At 63.6% G+C, this 19735-nt stretch carries 7 protein-coding genes; all 7 read right to left on the bottom strand.

Annotation, left to right across the window (positions count from 1 at the left end):
• Positions 1-36: 36 nt before the first annotated feature.
• The 7 genes from ACVOK8_RS01995 to ACVOK8_RS01965 all read right to left on the bottom strand — a co-directional run bounded on the left by ACVOK8_RS01995 (position 37) and on the right by ACVOK8_RS01965 (position 19359).
• A complete protein-coding gene (locus tag ACVOK8_RS01995) occupies positions 37-2157 on the bottom strand; it encodes a protein-disulfide reductase DsbD family protein (protein WP_481565334.1) in 2121 nt (706 codons plus the stop codon).
• Entirely contained in the window at positions 2141-3400 is a 1260-nt protein-coding gene (locus ACVOK8_RS01990) for a redoxin domain-containing protein (RefSeq protein ID WP_481565333.1), read from the bottom strand. The genes ACVOK8_RS01995 and ACVOK8_RS01990 overlap by 17 nt, the downstream gene beginning before the upstream one ends.
• Positions 3401-3477: 77 nt before the next feature.
• The gene (locus ACVOK8_RS01985) at positions 3478-6597 is read right to left on the bottom strand and encodes a TonB-dependent receptor (protein ID WP_481565332.1); all 3120 of its coding nucleotides are present in this window, start codon (positions 6595-6597) and stop codon (positions 3478-3480) included.
• A 194-nt stretch (positions 6598-6791) separates the two neighbouring features.
• Positions 6792-7934, bottom strand: coding sequence for a FecR family protein (locus tag ACVOK8_RS01980; RefSeq protein ID WP_481565331.1), 1143 nt, complete (start codon positions 7932-7934; stop codon positions 6792-6794).
• A gap of 40 nt (positions 7935-7974) precedes the next feature.
• Positions 7975-8493 (bottom strand): RNA polymerase sigma factor, encoded by a 519-nt coding sequence (locus ACVOK8_RS01975; RefSeq protein WP_481508188.1) that lies wholly within the window; start codon positions 8491-8493, stop codon positions 7975-7977.
• A gap of 241 nt (positions 8494-8734) precedes the next feature.
• Positions 8735-18505 (bottom strand): fibronectin type III domain-containing protein, encoded by a 9771-nt coding sequence (locus ACVOK8_RS01970; protein WP_481565330.1) that lies wholly within the window; start codon positions 18503-18505, stop codon positions 8735-8737.
• Positions 18502-19359: a sulfotransferase family protein gene (locus tag ACVOK8_RS01965; protein ID WP_481565329.1), complete on the bottom strand. Its 858-nt coding sequence runs from the start codon at positions 19357-19359 to the stop codon at positions 18502-18504. Before ACVOK8_RS01965 ends, ACVOK8_RS01970 begins: the two co-directional genes overlap by 4 nt.
• Positions 19360-19735: the final 376 nt, after the last annotated feature.

Raw genomic sequence — 19735 nt, 5'->3', positions numbered from 1 at the left:
TGCGCCCGGGGGCGCGGGGAAAGTCGGGACGGGAATTCAATCCCGTCCTGGTGGGGTAGCGTTGTCCAGCGCGGAGAGCACGATCTCCGGCGTGAGTACCTCGGGCAGTTCGCGCGGCGGGCCGCCACCGGCCGGATAGGCCAGGTTGAAGGGCACCGCGCTGCGGTTCCAACGTTCCAGCTCGGCGGTGATCAGCGGATCGGCATTGGTCCAGTCAGCCTTCAATGCGACCACCTCGTTGTCGCGGAAGTAGTCGTTCACCCGTGCCGCGGCGAACACCACCTTCTTGTTGACCTGGCAGGTAGCGCACCAACGCGCGGTGAAGTCGACATAGATCGGGCGGCCCTCGGCCTGCAGCTGCTGCACGCGCTCGGTGCTCCAGGCTTCCCATTGCAGCGCCTCAGGTGCCGCTGCACGCGGCCAGCCAAACAGCACCGCCGCGACCAACACCAGCACACCAGCCGCCACACTGAGCTTTGCGCGGCCACCGCGGGCACCGGGACGGGTGCCGCGGCCATACAGCCACAGACCGAAGCCCAACAGTGACAGCGCCAGCAAGGCATTGAGCAGGGCCGCTTCGTGCAACTGCCCGGCCAGAACCCACAGCAGGTAGCCGACGGTGGCATACAGCGGGAAGGCCATCAGCTGCTTGAAGGTTTCCATCCACGCGCCCGGGCGCGGCAACAGTTTGACCAGCGACGGGAATGCCGACAGCAGCAGGTACGGCAGCGCCAGCCCCAACGCGATGGCAGTGAAAACCACGAACGATTGTGCGGTTGGCAGGGCCAACGCTGCGCCCAATGCCGGTGCCAGGAACGGTGCACTGCATGGCGTTGCCACCACGGTGGCGAGCATGCCGCTGAAGAAACTGCCGGCCACGCCGCTGCGCGACTGCAGGCCGGAGCCGACGCTGGTGGCACGCATGCCAACCTCGAACACGCCACTGAGGTTCATCGCGAAGGCCAGCATCACCAGCGCCAGCACGAACACGAACGGTGCCGACTGCAGCTGGAAGCCCCAGCCCAGTTGTTGCCCGCTTTCGCGCAGCACCGCCAGCATGCCCGCCAACGCCCAGAACGACACCAGCACACCGGCAGTGAATGACAGTGCATGCAGGCTGACCTTGCGCCTGTCATTGCCGGCCTGCTCGATGAAACCAACCACCTTCAACCCCAGCACCGGGAATACGCAGGGCATCAGGTTGAGGATCAGCCCGCCGAGCACCGCAAACAGCAATACCAACAGCGACAACTGCGCGCCATCATTGCCTGCGCCCGAAGCCGGTGCCGCCCCAAGGTCGGCCGTGCTGACCAGCGCAGTAGCTTCGGCCTCGGCCACGAACGGCAACTCGATGCTGACACCACGGTAGACGCCCTGTGCATCGGTATAAGCCAGCACACCGCGCAGCGCTGCACCGGCCGGCATGCTCTCGGCGGGATCCAGCGGCAGCTTCAGCAAGGCGCGCGCACCGCGATTGCCGATGGTCTGCGGCACCTTGTAGGAGACGAACTCGTCGGCCGGGAAAAAGTGCAGCTCCGCGATATCGGCCGGTGCAGCCACGCGCAGGGTCAGATCACCCTGTTCACGGGTTGCCGCCAGCTGCCAACCTTCGCTGGAACCTGGCATCGGCAACGCCGCCAACGCCGCCTGCACATCGGCATCGGGCTGTGGCGGATCGGCACTGACCGGCACGTTCACGCTCACTGCCGCCTTGCCCGGGATGCACACCGTCTCGCACATCAGCCAGCGTGCCTGCGCCTTCAGCTCGACCGCGCTACCCGGCTTCAGGTCAGCCGGGGCGATCAGCCGCACCGGCAGATACGACAGGCCTTCGTAACCGTGGCCGGTGATGTTGCCTTCGCGGTCGCGCACAAGGATCGGCGTCGGCCACTGGATCGCCTCGGCCGTCCAGCCCGGCGGCAGCTCCCACATCAGCCTGGTCGGCAGGCCGGTGCCGGCGTTCTTCCAGAAACTGTGCCAATGCAGATCGTGCTGCATGCGCAGGGCCAGTTGCAGCGGCTGCCCAGGCTGCACCGAGCGCTGCGCGGTTACCAGCTCGGCCTGCACCTGCGCCAGCACGGTGCCAGGCAGCAGCACGCCGAGCAGCAGCAATGCGCTCAGCGCGACGCGGCGGATGACATCAACGTGCAGGCGCATCTTCAACCTTCTTGATCTGCGCGCGCACTGCGCGCTCGACATCCCACTCGCGCATGCCGACACCGACGATGGTGCCGTCACCGGCGATCAGGTAGTTCTGCGGCAACTGCACCACGCCATAGGTCTGCGCGGCCTTGTCCTCGAAGCCCGGCGCCTGCAGGTTGATCCAGGGCAGATCATTGCTGCCACCCTCTTCCTGCATGGCCTTGGTCCAGTCCGCCTTGTCTTCATCCAGTGACACGGCATAAATCTCGAAGCCGTGTGCGTGGAACTCGCGGTACACCTTCAGCAGATGCGGGAACTCGCCCCGGCACGGCCCGCACCAAGAGGCCCAGAAATCGAGAAGGACCAGCTTGTTGCGTGCCAGCACCTCGGACAGCTTGACCACCTTGCCGTCCACGCCGACGGCTTCGATGTCGGCATAAGGTTTGCCCGGGCCGAACTTCTCGGCCAGCTGCTGGGTCTTGGCGTAGTCGGCGGCGGCCTGCTCCATCTGCACGATCAAGGGATGCGCGCCGAGCTCCTGCTTGTAACTGGCCAGCAGCTGCGCGCGGCGGGCCATGTCGTAGCGCTTCCAGTCGTAGTTCTCACTCAACACCAACAGCTTGAGCAGGGCTGGCTCGGCACCGTCGAGAATGACCGCGTCGTAGTCGTTCCTGACCTTGGTCAAGGCAGCAAACGGCGCAGCCACCGATTCACGCGCGGCCTTCATCGCCGCTTCGTCGTTCTCATCGACGCCGTCGAAGGCCTTGCGATTGGCTTCGCGATTGGCCTTGTAAGCGGCCACATAGTCCGGATCTTGCAGATAGCCGTAAACCCGCTCGGTCAGGCTGCCGCCCTTGGCCACCGGACCCAGCGCGCCGCTTTCGATGCGCAGCTCGCCCGGCTCCAGCACCAGCTTCACCGAGCCCTGGTTGCCCACCATCAGCACCGCCGGCACCGCCTGCTGTACCTGCCCGCTGAGCACGAACACACCGCCCTGCGCGGTGGCCGTGGCCATCGGCTCGACATGCAGCGGGTCGGTCGCTGCTGACGGCACCAGCAGTTTGAGCTCGGTGCCATCGGCCAGCCCCTGCAGCGTGCCGCGGATGCTGTACGCACCGCTGCTTGCCGGCGTGGCGGCGACGTCCTGGCCTGGAATGGCAGGTGGGGTTTGCGATGGGCTGCAGGCAGTGACGCCTAGTGCAGTAACGACCGCGCAGGCCAGCAGGCAGGCGCGCAGGGTATTGGCGATGGACTTCATGGTTTTCCTTGCAATAGATGCGGCACGCCGCCGACGAGGGATCGGCGCACCGCGTTGTTACGGAGCAACGCGCGGCGTCAGAACTCTTTCTTGATGTCCAGGTAGAGCACGCGGCCGCGGATGTTCACGCGGTTGGAGACAAAGCCGGACAGGTTGTCGACGAATGGATAGTCGCGATCGAACATGTTCTGCACGCCCATGCGCGCGGTCACCCCACCCAACCAGCCGTCACGCTGATGCTTGCGATAGCCGACCTGCGCATCGAAGGTGGTGTAGGACGCCGAACGCGTACGCGGATTCTCATTGGGAGTGAAATCGTTGTAATCGGTGGCCGTGGCCGACAGCGGGTACAGCACGCGATGTGCGGCGCTGTAATGGCTGCCCAGCGACGCGAACCACGCACTCCCTTCCCAGCCGACGAACAGGTCGCCCGCCCACTTGCTCGGCCCCAATTCACTGTCCGCATAACTCAGCGTCGGCATTGACGCCAACGAGCGAGAGGTCAGCTCCAAGGTGCGCACGGCATTGAGCTCGATGCGCCAATCGCCCCAGTCATTGCCGAAGTAATAGCTGGCGGTGGTATCGACGCTGCGCGAGCGCCGCCCGAGGAAGTTGATCGCACGGTTGTCCCACAACATCACCCCGTTCTCGCCCAGGGTGAAGGTCCCTTCGGGCATCTTGCTGATGTCCTTGAAGATCTCCGAATAGGTCAGCCCGGACAGCGGATCGCCGATGTAATTGTCGAAGGTGGTGCGGTTATAGGTGGCTGACAACTGCAGACCGGTAGCGAAGCTCGGTGACCAATCGAAACCGTAAGTCACCACGCTGGCCACCTGAGGTTTCAGGTTCACGTTGGGGCCGCTGAGCGCGACGATCTGGGTGACACCATCCGGCAACTGACCGCCGTTGAACAGCACGCGCGCGGTGTAGTCATCCATGATCAGCTGGCCAAACTGCTGCTGGGCCTGCGGCACCAGGAAGGACTCGCCCCAGGTGGCGCGCAGGCGCAGCTGATCGATCGGCTTCCACGCCAGCCGTGCCAACGGACTGGTGCGACTGAAGCTGCGCGACACCACGGTATCGCTGCCGGTGATGCCGCTAGCGCCGTCGTTGTTGACGCCGGTCAGCTGCCCGACATCGAAGCCACCCAGCTCGCCCAGGCCAGCGGACCAATCGCGCAGTGCGCTGTCGCCACGCTGGTCGAAGCGCTCGTAGCGGGCGGCAACAGTCAGACTGAGCAGCTTGGCCAGCGGCTGATCCTTCAACAGTGGGATGCCGATTTCAGTAAACAGTGCTTCGGATTTGCCGGTGCTCTCCGAGCGCAGCTGTTCACCGAGATTGCTCTCGTAGTTGTAGCGCTGCTCTCGGTGCTGTGCGCCGAATGCCGCTTCGATCTTGCCTGCGGGCAGCTGGAACAGCTCGCCACGGGTCAGCAGGTCGACGGTATTGGCGCGCGACTGGAAGCGATAGACATGGCGCTCGACCAGGCTCTGCAGCAACTCGCGGTTACGCGCGACGATGGCGTCGTTGCTGCCGTCGCCAAACACGTTCAAGCCATTGAGCACTTCAAGCGTGCGCGCATAGCCGGCGGCGCCCATCGAGCCAGTCAGGTCCATCAAGGCCGCGGTGGTTCCCTTCTCGCGGCCGATGCTGTAAGTCGCCTCGTAATCCCAGCCCTTGGCAAACGGCAGCTTGCCGTTGATGCCGACATGCGCATCGCTGTTGGTCTGCTTCTGGTCTTCGCTCAGGTTCATGCCTTCGAACTCACGTTCGAAGGAGTAGCCCACCAGTACGTCGCTGCCGAAGTTGTTGTACTTGTTGCTCTCGGGAATGTAGGTGTTGTATTCGTCCTCGAAGATGCTGAAGTCAAACAGCGTCGGCCGCCAGTTCTCCTTGTTGACCTGGCGCACATGGCTGATGCCGTAGTTCAGCTGGGTGGTTTCGCCAAGATCATGCAGGCCGCTGATGCGGACATAACGGTTATCGACCTTGGGGCCGATGCGGCTGCGCTCATAGGTCGACGGTGCAGTGGCCGGGTCATAGGCGAGCAGACTGTCCGGATCCAGCGCAGTGCCATCCTGGCCGCCGGGAATCACCCCGAGCGCTTCTCCCGTGAAGTGGTAATCGATGCCGAGATCCAAGGACTCGTAGACCACACCAGGCTGGCCCTTGTTGCGGGTGCGGCCGTTGACGCCACCACGATCGCTGAAGTCACCACGGCCGTTCGGGCCGACATGGATCAGGCTGGTGACATCGGCAGGCAGCGTGCGCTCAAGCCCGACTGCAGCGGTGACGTGACCGCTGCCATAGCCAAAGGTACGGGCCAGATCCAGCCGCGATACATCGGCGCCCGTACTGGAGTTTTCATGGCGCAACTGTGCGGTGGTGCCGTCGTAGGACTTCTTCAGCACGATGTTGATCACGCCGGCCACGGCATCGGAGCCATAGATGGCGCTGGCGCCATCGCTGAGCACTTCAATGCGCTCGATCTGCGATACCGGGATCGAGGAAATATCGGTGTAGGCACCCTGCGCCTGTGCCGAGCCGCTGCGGCGACGGCCATCAACCAGGATCAGCGTGGAGCGACTGCCCAGGCCACGCAGATTGGCGCCGGACGAGCCCAGTCCGGACACGCCATCGCCGTACGAGCTGCCAAACTCCTTCTCGCCAAGTGCGCGCGAGGCGCTGGTGCGATTGGAGAAGTTCTGCGGCAGGTTGCGCAAAACGTCTTCAATCGAGGCATAACCACGGCTTTCGATCAGCTGCGAATCAATCACGATCAGCGGCGAGGCTGGATCGATGTTCTTCAGATAGGTACCGGTGACATTGATCGTCTCCAGCGTTTCGGCATTGCCGCCCGCCTGTTCAACCACATCGCCGGCGTCGCTGCGCAGGCGGATGGCGACGGTTTTGGCATTGATGAAGGCAGGCGTATAGCCGGTGGGCGCAAGCAGCTGCTGCAAGGCTGCGTCCGCACCGAGGCGGCCGTTGACCGCGCCGCTCTGTACGCCACTGCCAGCACCGCCGGCATAGACCACCTGCAAGCCGCTCTGCTCGGCAAACAGTTCAAGTGCCGATGCCAATGACTGTGCAGGAATATCAAACTGGAACACCGCCGCACCGGCAACCGTGTCGGCTGCCGGTGCTGACTGTGCCACCGCCACATTGCCGGTGCCGACCAGCAGCGCTAGCGCCACTGCCTTCACCAACGCGTGCTTATGAAGAATAGTGCTGGACCCCATGGATAATTCGCCCCCGAAAGACATCGAATGGTTACCGAGCAACCGGAGCCGCCTTGCGCGGAACCAGCCTCTTGTTACATCCGTGTGTCCAAGTGCGGGAAAAGGGTACTCATGAGCAGAAATATTTTTCTGGCAACCTGCATTGCTGCTTACTGACGACTGCCGCGGTTGCCGATCACACTGCGATCAGCTTGGCGGCTGACCTGCAGCTGCGAGCAGCATTCCAGGAACTGCAGGAAAGAATCAGCATCATCGGCATAGAACACACCGCTGTAGCGCTGTTCGCGGATCAGCGGATCGTTGACCACGATGGGCCGGGGGTTGTAGCGATTGAACTCGCTGATGATGTCGGCCAGGGTGTCGTTGCGGAAGCTCAGGCGGCGCTTGCCATCTGCCGGCGCGCTCGGTGCTTCCAGCGGCATCCGCAGCATGGCCTGCTGGCCCTGCGGTATGCGCGCCTGCTCACCGGCCGACAATGCTGCCGGACGGCCCAGCGATTCGACCTTGGCCTTGCCTGCTTCCAGCGCCTGTGCATCATCGCGCCAAAGCGACTCAAGCCAATTGCTGTTGGCGGTCACCTTCACCTTGCCCTCGCTGACCGCCACCAACGTGCCAGAAGGCAGCCGATTGACGGTGAAGCGCGTGCCCACCGCCTGCACCGTGTTGTCACCGGCATGCACACGGAACGGGCGGCTTGTGTCGTGCGCCACTTCGAAGGTGGCCTCGCCATCACGCAACTCGATGTCACGCACGCCCGCGCTGAAACGCACGGCGATATAGGAAGCCGGCGCAAGGGTGACCATCGAACCATCGGCCAGGGCGATGCTGCGTTGTTCACCGACCGCACTGGCGTACTGGTGGACCGGCACCTCCGGTTGCAGCAGGGTCCAGCTGCCGGCCAGCAGCGCGCAACCGGCAACGCCCGCCACCAGCGCCCAGCCCAGCCGGCGACGGCGTGCACGTGCGGCAGGTCTGCGTTCCTGCGGCCTCGGCCGCGCTGCCGGCACAGCACTGGGCGCAGCATGCAGCGGCACCACGTTGTCCATGGCCTGCGCCTGTGCCAGCACCGCATCCAGATCGAAGGCCTGCAGCGCGGCGCTGGAAGCCAGCTCGCGCTGCACCAGTTGCGCCATCAGCAGTTCTTCAAGGTGCAACGGCGAGCGCGCCACCCAGGCGGCAAAGCCGGCGCGGTCGGCATCGCTGGGCGCAGCGCCCATGACATGCAGCCACTCGGCCGCCTCGCGTGCGGCGCGCTCCCGGCTCTGTTGCGGCGATGTGCGATAGATATTCATGGCTTCACCCGCCCTGCTCGTCGCAAGGTCCACATCCTGTTCATCGTTCCAAGCTCGCGCGTACATGCGCCAGCGCTTCGACACTGTATTTCTTCACCGTATGCACGCTCAGCCCCAGCTTCTGCGCGATCTGCGCATGGCTGAGGCCTTCGCGTCGCTCCAGCAACAGCACCGCCAGCCGGTTGGCAGGCAGCTGCGCCAGCGCATCGCCTACCTGCCGCTCGAAGAAGCCACCACCTTCGCTGAAAGCTGCCTGCCCAGGGTTCTCGGATACCGCGTCCACCACCGTCGAGTCGTACAACAGCCGGCCCTGGCGCTGGCGCATGTTGAACTCACTGGCCACGTGCGCGGCGATGCCATAGATATAGGCCAGCGGATTGCGCACGGTTTCGATGCTCTGCACGCGCAGCAGGCGCAGGTAGACCTCCTGCACCAGGTCACCCAGGTCCTGCGCCTCGGCCACCCGCCGGCGCAGGTAGCGGTGCAGCTCGGCGCTGTAGTCATGGACCGCGCGGGCGGCAAAATCCCGCCCGGGCTGGTCCTGTCCAGCCGGTTCCATCATCGTCTCCCGCCCCGACCTTGCCGACGGTGGCTTTTCCGCGACCTCATCACCCACTCCCAATGTCTGGGGCAACGAAAACGATGCCCCCTTGACCATGCAGTGCGTGGCAAGGGGCGATTTGGGTACTCCGGGCGTTCAATTCATTCAGCCAACAATCACTTGATGGCCAGCTTACCGGGGCTGGAACGACAACGCCCGGCACTGGGCCGGGCGTTGTCGTCATCGTATCAGGGCGCGATCAGGGCCGGACCGGCACCCCGGGCATCTGCTGTGCCCCTGCGCCCCGCCGGCAACGCCGGCCCTGGCAATCATCGAGCCCGGCCTCACCCATCGCGCCCGCGCTGCCAACACCGGCACCACCCTTGCCGTAGGTGATGCGCAGGCCAACGCTGTTGCTGGAGGCGCTGTTGCTGCCCTGGTCACGACCGAACAACAAGGAGATCAACCAACCGTTACGGGTCTGCATGTCCAACCCCAATCCGGCGGTGACCATGTTGTCGGCATAGCTCTGCATCTTCAGCAGATAGCCAGCCGCGCTGGGCTGCTGCACGTAGTTCATCCAGGCGTCACCGCTGTTGGACAGGGACTGGCGGTACTCCAGCTTCCAGAACGGCCGCAGCTGCAAACGTTCACCCTGCCAGCTGTAGCTGCCATCAAAGCCCAGCGCCAGCCCGCTGTTGCGCACGGTCTGCCGCGCATAAGCCAGGTCGTACGCTTGCAAGCCGTGCTCGCGGTAAGCGTCCAGGCGGGTGTGACTGCCATCGAAGCGGCCATAGCCGGACAGCGTGGTGGCACCGTGCTGCTGCTGGTAGCCGAAGGTCAATGCCCCGAAAGTCTGGCTGCCATCGCGTTGACCAACCGCAATTGCGTTGGCATCGCTGCTCCAGCGCGAGATGTCGAAATCCAGGCGGCCCTGCGCCAGCACACCATCAACAAACAGGTGTTCACCGGCACGCCATAGGCCATACATCGCCAGCGAGTACTGGTCGGCGTCCGTCCGCGAGGGTGAGTTGTCCAAGCGGCTGCGGTTGCGGCCCAGGCTGGCGGCCATGCCCAGCAGACCGTTGTCGCCGTAACTACGGTCCACGCCCAGGCTGATCCCGTCGGTGTTGAAATCGAAACCACCGCCCTGTTGCTGGCCGCTGTTGCCAAACGTGGCCGTGCCCGACATCCAGCCGCCCCAACCACTGGGCATGCCGGTGAACTGGTTGACCGGCAGCTGCACCGGAACCGACAAGGCCTGCCCGAGCAGGTCGCCAGCGTAAGCCAGCGTCAACGTTGCCGATGACGGATTGCTGCCCGAACGCACCTGCTGCAGACGCGACTGGATGTTGCCAAGCTGCACGCGACTGAAGCGCACGCTGGCATCCACCTGCGCCTGCAGGCTGCCGCGCACGCTGGCGTCAGCGGTCGGGTCTGGCCGTGCATTGACAGTCAGGGTCAGCTCCACGCTGGCCGCGGTGTAGCCCCCCTGCGCTGCCTGGTGGGCGGTGAGGGTAGTACTGCCCTCACCCACCAGCGTCACGCTACGACCAGAGATCGTCGCCACACTGGTATCACTGCTGCTGAAGCTGAAGGCACCGGCACTGTTGCTGCTGGGATCAGGCAGGTCGAAGGCAGCCTCGCCATAAGCCTTGTTGATACCGTCCAACCACGTCAGCGACGGAGCCGCAGCGGCGATGCTCACGTGCAGCACGCCCTGCTGTGCCGCCAGGTACTGCGCGTTGCCGGCCTGATCGATCGTCAGCACGCAGGTGCCTGCATCCAGCATGGTCACCACATTGCCCGCCACGCTGCAGATCGCCGGCGAACCACTGCCGTATACCAGCGGGTTGCCAGACTGCCCACCCTGTGCCGATACGATGAAGCTTCCACCGGCGGCGAACACCGGCTCGGCCGGATCGGTTGCCATGTCATGGATGACCTGCAGCCCCGCTTCCACCTTCAGGCTGAGGCTGGCTGTGTCGGCAAAGCCATTCGCGTCGGTCACCTGCGCGGTGAATGCGAATGTTCCGGCCACCTCCGGCACGCCACTGATTTCACCGTCCGCGCTCAACGACAGCCCTGCCGGCAGCTGACCGCCAGCAACGCTGTAGCTGTAGGGCACGGTACCGCCCTGGCTGCGCAGCTGGGTCCGATACTGCTGCCCGCCAAACGCAACCATCAGCGCCGAAGTAGCCAGTTCCAGGTCCGGATTGGTGACCACCAAGGTATAGCTCTGTGCCACCGTGAACGGCCCGGCACCGTAGCTGCTGTCGGTACTGCTGACAGTGAACGTGAAGCTGCCGGTCTGGGTGGGCGTGCCACTGAGCAGCCCCTCATTGGACAGTTTCACGCCAGCCGGCAGGCTGCCCGAGGTCACCACATAGCTGTAGCCCTCAATGCCACCACGGGTGACCAGCTGATGCTGGTAAACGGAGCTGGCGACTGCGTCCGCCAAACCGCTGTCCATCGACAAGCTGGGCGGGCCAACCATCACATTGACCGTCGCCGTTGCGCTCGAATAGCCGTCCATCACCTCGTAGGTGAAGCTGTCCGGGCCGACGTAGCCCAGGGTCGGCGTATAGGTCAGCCTGGTACCCCGTACGCTGACCGAACCATTGCCTGGGTTAACAAAGACGCTCACTGCCTGGTAGGTGCCGGTGACAGAAAGGGTGATTTCCGCCGCGGTGCCATAGGCAACGTTCTGCGTGACCGGATGGGCTTCAAGCAGCGGCACCATGAACAAGGTGTTCGAGAAGGCCGAAGGCGCGCCCATGCCGACGCTGTTGATGGCTACCACGGAGAACGAATAGTGCACGCCCTTGGTCAGCCCGGTCACGCTTATTGGTGAACCGGTCCCCGCATAGGTGGCCCCTCCTACCGTAGCCGGGTGTGGCTGCACCTGATAGCCGCTGATCGCCGCGCCGCCGTCGAAGGCCGGTACGGTGAAGCTGATCTCGGCACTGGTTTCGGACAGCATGGTCGCAGTGCCAATCACCGGTGCTGCGGGCACTACGGCCTGCACCACGAAGCCCTGGCTGACCCGTGCTGCCGGATCATGGCTGGCATCGCCCGCCTGGTCGGCATGCACGGTGCAGCTACCTACCGAAGCAAAGCTGAGCACATCATTGTTGATGGCACACACCGATGCGCTGCCAGCATCCACCGTCAGGCTCACCGGCAGGCCCGAACTGGACGCGGCACTGAGCGTCGGCGTCGTGCCGAAGTCGTAGCTGCCCGCCACACTGAAGGAAATGGTCTGCGCCACCATCGGCTGCAGTGCGTTGGATGCGGCAGAAGCTGGGCTGTCACCGGCGCTGTTACGTGCCAGCACGATGAAGCTGTAACTCTGCCCTGCGGTCAAACCATCCACCGCAACGGGCGAACTGCTGCCCAGGAACGGACCACCCGCTACCGCCGGTGAGGGCACCACCTCATAGTGCGTGATTGCAGCACCGCCGTCGAAGCCAGGTGCGGTGAAACTGATCCCGGCAGCGGTTGCCGATGTCATCGTCGCGGTACCCATCACCGGCGCTGCCGGCGCCACCGCCAGCACGTTGAAGCTCTGGCTGACCTGTACCGCCGGATCGTGGCTGGCATCGCCGGCCTGGTCGGCAAGTACCGTACAGGTCCCCACCGACGCGAAGCTCAGCACGCCATTTCGGATGCTGCATACGGCAGCGGCCGCCCCATCCACCGACAGACTCACCGCCAGACCCGAACTGGCACTGGCACTCAAGGTCGGCATCGTTCCGAAATTCTGCTGACCCGGGTTGTTGAAGGTGATTGTCTGTACGGTCATCGGCTGCACGGTATTGGAAGCAGCAGACGCAATACCGTTACCCGCGCTGTTGCGCGCCAGCACGCTGAAGCTGTAGCTCTGGCCTGCAACCAAACCACTGACCGTCAACGGTGAGCCAGTGCCAACGAACGGACCACCGGCCACGCTTGGCGACGGAATCACTTCGTACTGGGTGATCACCGCACCACCAGCAAACGCCGGGGCAACAAAGCTCACCTCGGCCTCTGTTGCCGAACTCAGCGTAGCCGTACCGATCACCGGCGCTGCCGGCACTACCGCCTGCACCGTGAAGCTTTGACTGACTTGGGCAGCCGGATCGTGACTGGCATCACCGGCCTGATCGGCAAGCACCGTGCAGATGCCAACGGTCGCAAAGCTCAGCACACCGTTGTTGATGGCGCACACGGCCGCAGTTGCGCCATCCACCGACAGACTCACCGCCAGACCTGAGCTGGCACTTGCACTCAAGGTCGGCGTCGTGCCGAAGCTTTGCATGCCAGGGTTGTTGAAGGTGATGGTCTGAGCCGTCATCGGCTGCACGGCATTGGAAGCAGCAGACGCCATGCTGTCACCCACACTGTTGCGCGCCAGCACGGTGAAACTGTAGCTCTGGCCTGCAACCAGACCAGTGACCGTCATCGGCGAGCCAGTGCCAACGAACGGGCCGCCAGCGACCGCCGGTGTCGGGATCACTTCGTACTGGTTGATCACCGCTCCGCCAGTGAATGCCGGGGCAACGAAGGCCACTTCAGCTACCGTTGCCGAACGCAACGTGGCGGCGCCGATTACCGGCGCTGCCGGCACCACCGCCTGTACCGTGAAGCTCTGGCTGACGCGCGCAGCCGGATCATGACTGGCATCACCGGGCTGGTCCGCGTGGATGGTGCAGCTACCAGCAGAGGCAAAGCCCAGCGCACCGTTGTTGATCGCACACACGGCCATGCTGCCAGCATCCACCGTCAAACTCACCGGCAGACCCGAGCTGGAAGTGGCATTCAGCGTTGGCGTGGTTCCGAAGTCGTAGCTGCCCGCCGTGTTGAAACTGATGATCTGTCCCGTCATCGGCTGCAGCACACCAGAGGCGGTTGATGCCTGGCTTGTGCCGGCACTGTTGCGAGCCAGCACGGTAAAGCTGTAACTCTGGCCTGCAACCAAGCCATTGACGGTCAGCGGTGAACCGCTGCCGATAAACGGGCCACCGGCCACCGCCGGCGAAGGCACCACCTCGTACTGGGTGATCGCCGCACCGCCATCGAACACCGGAGCAGTAAAGCTCACTTCAGCCGCCGTTGGTCCGCTCAGCGTCGCCGCGCCGATCACCGGCGCTGCCGGTGCTACCGCCTGCACCGCGAAGCTCTGGCTTACCTGGGCAGCCGGATCGTGGCTGGCATCACCGGACTGATCGGCAAGCACCGTACAGGTGCCAACGGCTGCGAAGCTCAGCACACCGTTGTTGATGTCGCACACGGAAGCAGCAGTGCCGGCCACCGACAGGCTCACCGTCAAACCAGAGCTGGCGCTGGCACTCAGGGTCGGCGTCGTACCGAAGTTCTGCATGCCCGGGTTGTTGAACGTGATGCTCTGCGCCGTCATCGGCTGCACCGCATTGGAGGCAGCCGATGCCTGGCTGTCACCTTCACTGTTCCGTGCCAGCACAGTGAACGTATAGCGCTGGCCAGCAACCAAACCACTGACCGTCACCGGCGAGCCGGCACCAACAAACGGACCACCGGCTACGCTCGGCGACGGCATCACCTCGTACTGGGTGATCGCTGCACCACCATCAAACGCCGGAGCGGTAAAGCCAACGTCGGCCACAGTCGGTGCACTGAGCGTGGCGGCACCGATAACCGGTGCCGCTGATACGACAGCCTGCACAGTGAAGCTCTGACTCACCCGCGTGGCCGCAGCATGGCTGGCATCACCGTTCTGGTCGGCGTGGATGGTGCAGGTACCCACCGCCACAAAGTTCAGCGCGCCGCCGCTGCTGATGGTGCAGACACTTGCGGTGCCCGTGCTGAAGGTTGCCGCAAGACCGGAATCCACCGTCGCGGTCAAGGTCGGTGTCGTACCGAAATTCTGCGTCCCAGGGTTGGCAAATGTGATGGTCTGGGCTGCGGTAGGTGTCACAGCGTTGGATGGGGTGGACGCCAGACCCATGCCAACGCTGTTACTGGCCGACACGGTGAACTCATAGGATCGGCCGTTGGTCAGCCCGGTCACTGCAATCGGCGAGCTGGTAGCACTGACAGGTGCAACATCTGCCGGAATGACAGCAACGGTAAAGTCGATGATGTCCACGCCACCGGTGAAGCCCGGGGCGTCAAAGGCCACACTGGCCACACCATCACCTGCAGTGGCCACCGCATTCTGCGGTGCTCCTGCCAGTACAGCGTTGACGGCAAAGTTCCGGATGATCTGGGTTGCGGCCAGGTAGGAGCCATTGCCAGGCTCATCCGCGTTGATGGTGCAGGTACCCGCAGTCACAAAGATCAGCGCGCCACCAGAGGAGATGGTGCATACCCCGGGCGTGCCGGAAGAGAACGTCGGCGACAGGCCGGAGTCCGAAGTAGCCGTCAAGGTTGGCGTAGTGCCGAAGTTCTGTGCCCCCGGGCTGTTGAAAGTGATGGTCTGGACTGCCTTGGGCGTGGCCGAATTGGAGGCACTCGACGCTGGGCCGGTGCCCGCAACGTTGTCGGCGGTGACGGTAAACGTATAGGACTGGCCATTGGTCAAACCAGTCACAACGATCGGTGAGGCCGCGCCATTTACCGGGGCAACATCGGCCGGGCTGACCGTGACCGTATAGCCGGTAATGCTTGTGCCACCGGTGTTGCTGGGCGCGACAAAACTGACGCTGACCTGGGTGTCGCCAGCAGTAGCCACCGACGAAGTAGGTGCACCTGCCACGATCGCGTTGACGGTGAAGGTATGGCTGATCTGCGTCGCCGCCAGGAACGCGCTGTCGCCCGCCTGATCCGCCATGATGGTGCAGCTGCCTGCGGTGAGGAATGCCAGCACACCATCGGTGGTGACGGTGCATACACCTGTCGTGGAAGAGGTGAAGGTCACCCCCAGACCGGACGTCGCCGAGGCACCGCCATTGACGACGCGCAGATCCGGCGTCGTGCCGAAGCTCTGTGAGCCCGGGTTGGCGAAGGTGATGGTCTGCGGCGAAGCTGGGACGACGAAGTTGCTGCTCCCGGATGCGCTGCCGGTACCTGCCGAGTTGGTCGCGGTCACCGTGAAAGTATAGGAGACACCGTTGGTCAGCCCGGTCACGGTGATCGGCGAGGATGAACCAACTTCGGTAATCCCACCGGGGTTTGCGGTGACGGTATAGCCATTGGGCGAGATGGCCGCGCCACCGGTGCTTGCCGGTGCAGTGAAGGTCACCGTAGCCTGCTGGTCGCCCGCAGTTGCCGTGCCGATGGTCGGCGCAGCGGGTACGATCGCATTGACCGTGAAACTACGGGTAACGGTAGAAGCAGCATTCGTCGACGAGTTACCTGCTTGGTCTGCATCGATGGTGCAGGTGCCCGCGGAGGCGAAGGTCAACGCACCGCCACTGGTGATGGTGCAAACGCCTGTCGTAGACGAAGTGAACTCAATCGCGAAGTTGGTTGCCCCGCCCAGTGCATAGGCAGAACTGGCAGTCAGCGTAGGCGTAGCACCAAAGTTGTAGTTGGTCGGCTGGGCGAAGGTGATGATCTGGTTGGCCTTCGGTGTGACGCTGTTTGATGCGCCGGAGGCGCTGCCCGTGCCAGCAGCGTTCGTTGCAGTCACGCTGAAGGTATAGGCCGTGCCGTTGGTCAGGCTGCCGACGGTGATGACACAGGCTGTCGGACCGGCACAGCTACCGGTTGCGCCGCCTGGGCTGGCGGTTGCGGTATAGGTCGTGATTGCCGAACCGCCATTGCCCGGTGCGGTGAAAGTCACCGTGGCTTGCGCTTCACCAGCCGTCGCCGTCCCGATGGTAGGTGCATCCGGCGCGGTTGGTATGGCAACGGTATGGGTACTGCCACTGCTGTAGGACGGAATCGCGTTGCCCGCATCATCGGCGATGTTGGTGGAACCGTTGAGATTCAACTTGATGGTTCCATTGCCAGAGATGCTGGCGATGTTCACGTTGACCGATGAGCCGCTGGATGCGGAGACGCTGGCAATAGTGCCAGTGGCTCCCGCTCCCACCAGGGTGAAATCGTCGGTAGAGACATTCACCACCGCCTCATCGAAGCTGACGGTGAAGGCCATCGACGTATCCGTCGACGCTGGTGAGCCGGAAACGGCGATGCTGCTGACAGCCGGCGGGTTGTTGTCCACCCTGGCATTGGTGGTGTCAGACGTTGCCGTTGCATTGCCCGCATTGTCGGTGGCAGTGACACTGACATTGCGATTGGTGGCATCGATGCTGCCAGAAACGATCGTATAGGTTGCCGTCCAGGTGCCCGAGCTGTTGGTGGCTGCGACTGCCGCACCACCGCCGAACTGGGAGAAGTTCACGGTGACGCCGGAAAGGGGGTCGGTATTGTTGTCACCGGCGGCGGTATTGTTCCAGGTAGCGGTCACCGTATCGCCGATCTTGTAGGCTCCACTGGTTCCAGTAGCGCCGCTGATGCTGATCCGCGTGTCGGTCACCGTTGGCGCGATGTTGTCCACGGTTGCATTGGTGGTATCTGCGGTGGTGGCGGTTGTGCCGTTTGCGCTGGTCGCACTGACGCTGATGTTGCGGTTGGTTGTATCGATGCTCCCGGAGGAGATGGTGTAGCTGGCCGTCCAGGTGCCACTACTGTTCGACGCAGACACGGCCGAGCCACCGCCGAACTGGCTGAAGTCCATGGTGACGCCGGTGATTCCCGCGTTGTTGTCACCGCCTGCGGTGTTGTTCCAAGTCGCAGTAACGGTGTCACCGATCTTGTAAGCGCCGCCATTGCCGCTGGCACCGGAGATGCTTATGCGCGAGTCCGAAACAGCCGGTAACGGCGCCAGCGCACCGGTAACCGTGAAGTTCCGGAACTCGAAGAATGGCTTGGTCCCAGAACTGGAGCTGGTGTCGAATACAAGCTTGAAGGCTTTCAGTTTGACGCCCGAGAAGTTCGCCAGCTGACCCGCACCGAATGTAAACGTCTCGTTCGCAGATCCGGTCCCGTTGATCGTTCCAGATATAACCGTGCTGTTATCCGGCTTTATGCCGACGATATGCAGGTTGGTAAATTGCCCCGATCCATATTCACCGGCCACAAGCCCGGTAAGCTCGAACGAACCAGTATTGGTGCCATCTGCTGCGACCTGAAAATAGGTCCCCGTCGTGCTGGTGTTGTAGCCCGTCTGCAGATAGGCAGCGAAAGGAGAGGACGCGTAGATACTCACATTGGTGATCGGGCTCCCCCCGGCATCTTTTGCCGTCAGGATGAAATCGGCCGAAGTGAGGTTTGCATTGTTGTCGACCCAGCCTGTCTGGAAGGTCTTTGTCCCGGAAGATGCCACAAGCACTCCCGAGAAATCTTTGAGGGCTTTTTCTGAGAACGCCAATCCGCTCTCGATGCCGCCCCGGCGTTCCTCCAGCTCCCAGTCCCCTCCAAGCGCCACGGCACCAGTGAGGTTGCTGGACGCAGCCACATCCATCCCGGTTCCACTGCGCACGATATCCAGCAGTGCGCCGCCATCGGCATTGGCAGCCAGATCACAGCCGTAGAACAGCAGGTCCGCGCCTTCGCGCACCGAAGCACGCAACGCCTGCATCGTACCCAACTCTGCGTGCAGGGATTCGGCAGTGATGCGGCTGCTGCCCAGCTGCAACGCACCCGGGCTGGCATGCGACACCACATGGATCGCGGCAAGGTCCCGGTATCCCCGCAGCGCCTGCACCAGTTGCGGCAGCCCCGGACGACCCGCATCGATCTCAAGCACACCGACACCGGGATTGAGTCCCGCATAAAGGGTGGCCCGGTCCTGCACCGAGCTGTCGATCACCACCAGCTCGGTGATGCCTGCATGCTGCTGGATGTCCAGCGTATCGCTGGACTGCTCGACAGCGGGCCGCTGCTTGTGGCTGCTGGCCTTGCCAAGCGGCAGGCTTGCGACAGCATCCCCCTGCCCCATCCGCATGTAGCTGCGTGGCTGATAGCCACCGCGCATCAGATAGCCCCCAGCAGATGATGCGGCAGCGTGCGCCGAGAACGGGAGCAACAGCGTGGACAGTGCGCCGAGCAGTGCGTGCTTCATGGGGTGGCCTTGGTAATGAGCGGAGCCTGGGTTTCGGAACGACGGGCGGCGATGATGCCGGCCGATGTACCCGTCTGGTCCTGCCAGAAATCCATGTCCTGGTATTTGTTGAAAAGATCCGGCGGCAGGATGCTGCGCCGGGCCTTGAACTCGACTTTGCGGCGCACGTCGTGCAGCCCTTTCACACCCAGCTGCTGGTCGAAGCTTTCTTCGGCGTAATCGACGTTGTCGAAGTCGTGCGCGAATTCCGCTTCACCCAGGAACTGGTAGACCAGTTGCATGGTGCGTGCCGGGTGGCGGGTCAGCAGTTCGTAGTCCACCACCAGCAGGCGCTCGGAGAACTCGCTGTAATAGGCTTCCTTCAGCGCGGTCCAGGCACCACCGACCACGCCACCGGTACTGATCAACTGTTCGCAGCGGCTGTACACCGTTTGCCGCGTGGCCGGGTTGTACATGCGGCTGTAGTCGAACGGATTGCGCCGGTGGATGGCCTCGAAGCTGTCCATCACCCAGGCCGGGTTGCGAACGCAGCAGATGAGCTTGAAGTCCGGCACCAGACCCGCCAGCTGGTGCATGCGTGCGGTCCACTGGCGGTTGGTGTCGAACACCAGCTGCGCTGGGGTATCGGCGTAATAAGCGTCAAGGATGGCGTTGCAGATGGCCTTGCGCTTGGCCTCATCGAAGAACCCCGCCGATTCGCCGCCCGCGCCCATCTGCTCCAGCGCGCCATTGATCAGGCCTGCGACCGGGCTGCTCATGGCCGCGTGGAAGCGTGGGTTCTGACGCAGGATGCCGGCCAGCAGGGTCGAGCCGGAGCGTGGCAGGCCGGCAATGAAGTGGTAACGCCGGCTCATGCGCGCAGCCCAGCCGCCGCCGCGTGAGCAGCAGCCTTCGTCCAGCACTGAACGCGCACCACCCAACCTGGCGGCACGCCTTTCGCAACACACATACAGCCCCCTGTCATGACATCCCCACCGGCGGCGCCGGCTTTTCTGCTGGTTCTATTGGGTAAACCGGCAAAAGCAGCGCGCGATCATCATTGCTTTTATGATGTTGATCACACTTTGCAACTACCAATCCCGCGAACCATCGCGGTTGGCACTGTGAAGCAAAACCCCGGCACCGTCTGTAAGGGCCTCCCGGACATCCCACAAAGCAAAAGCCCGGCGCTGGGCCGGGCTTCGAGCAACGTCGGGGGAGAGAGGACCGGGCTGCTGGGGATGATTATCC

Source organism: Stenotrophomonas sp. STEN083 (assembly GCF_056759195.1).
The sequence above is the reverse complement of the archived record's forward strand: the minus strand, read 5'-3'. Positions and strand labels throughout refer to the sequence as shown.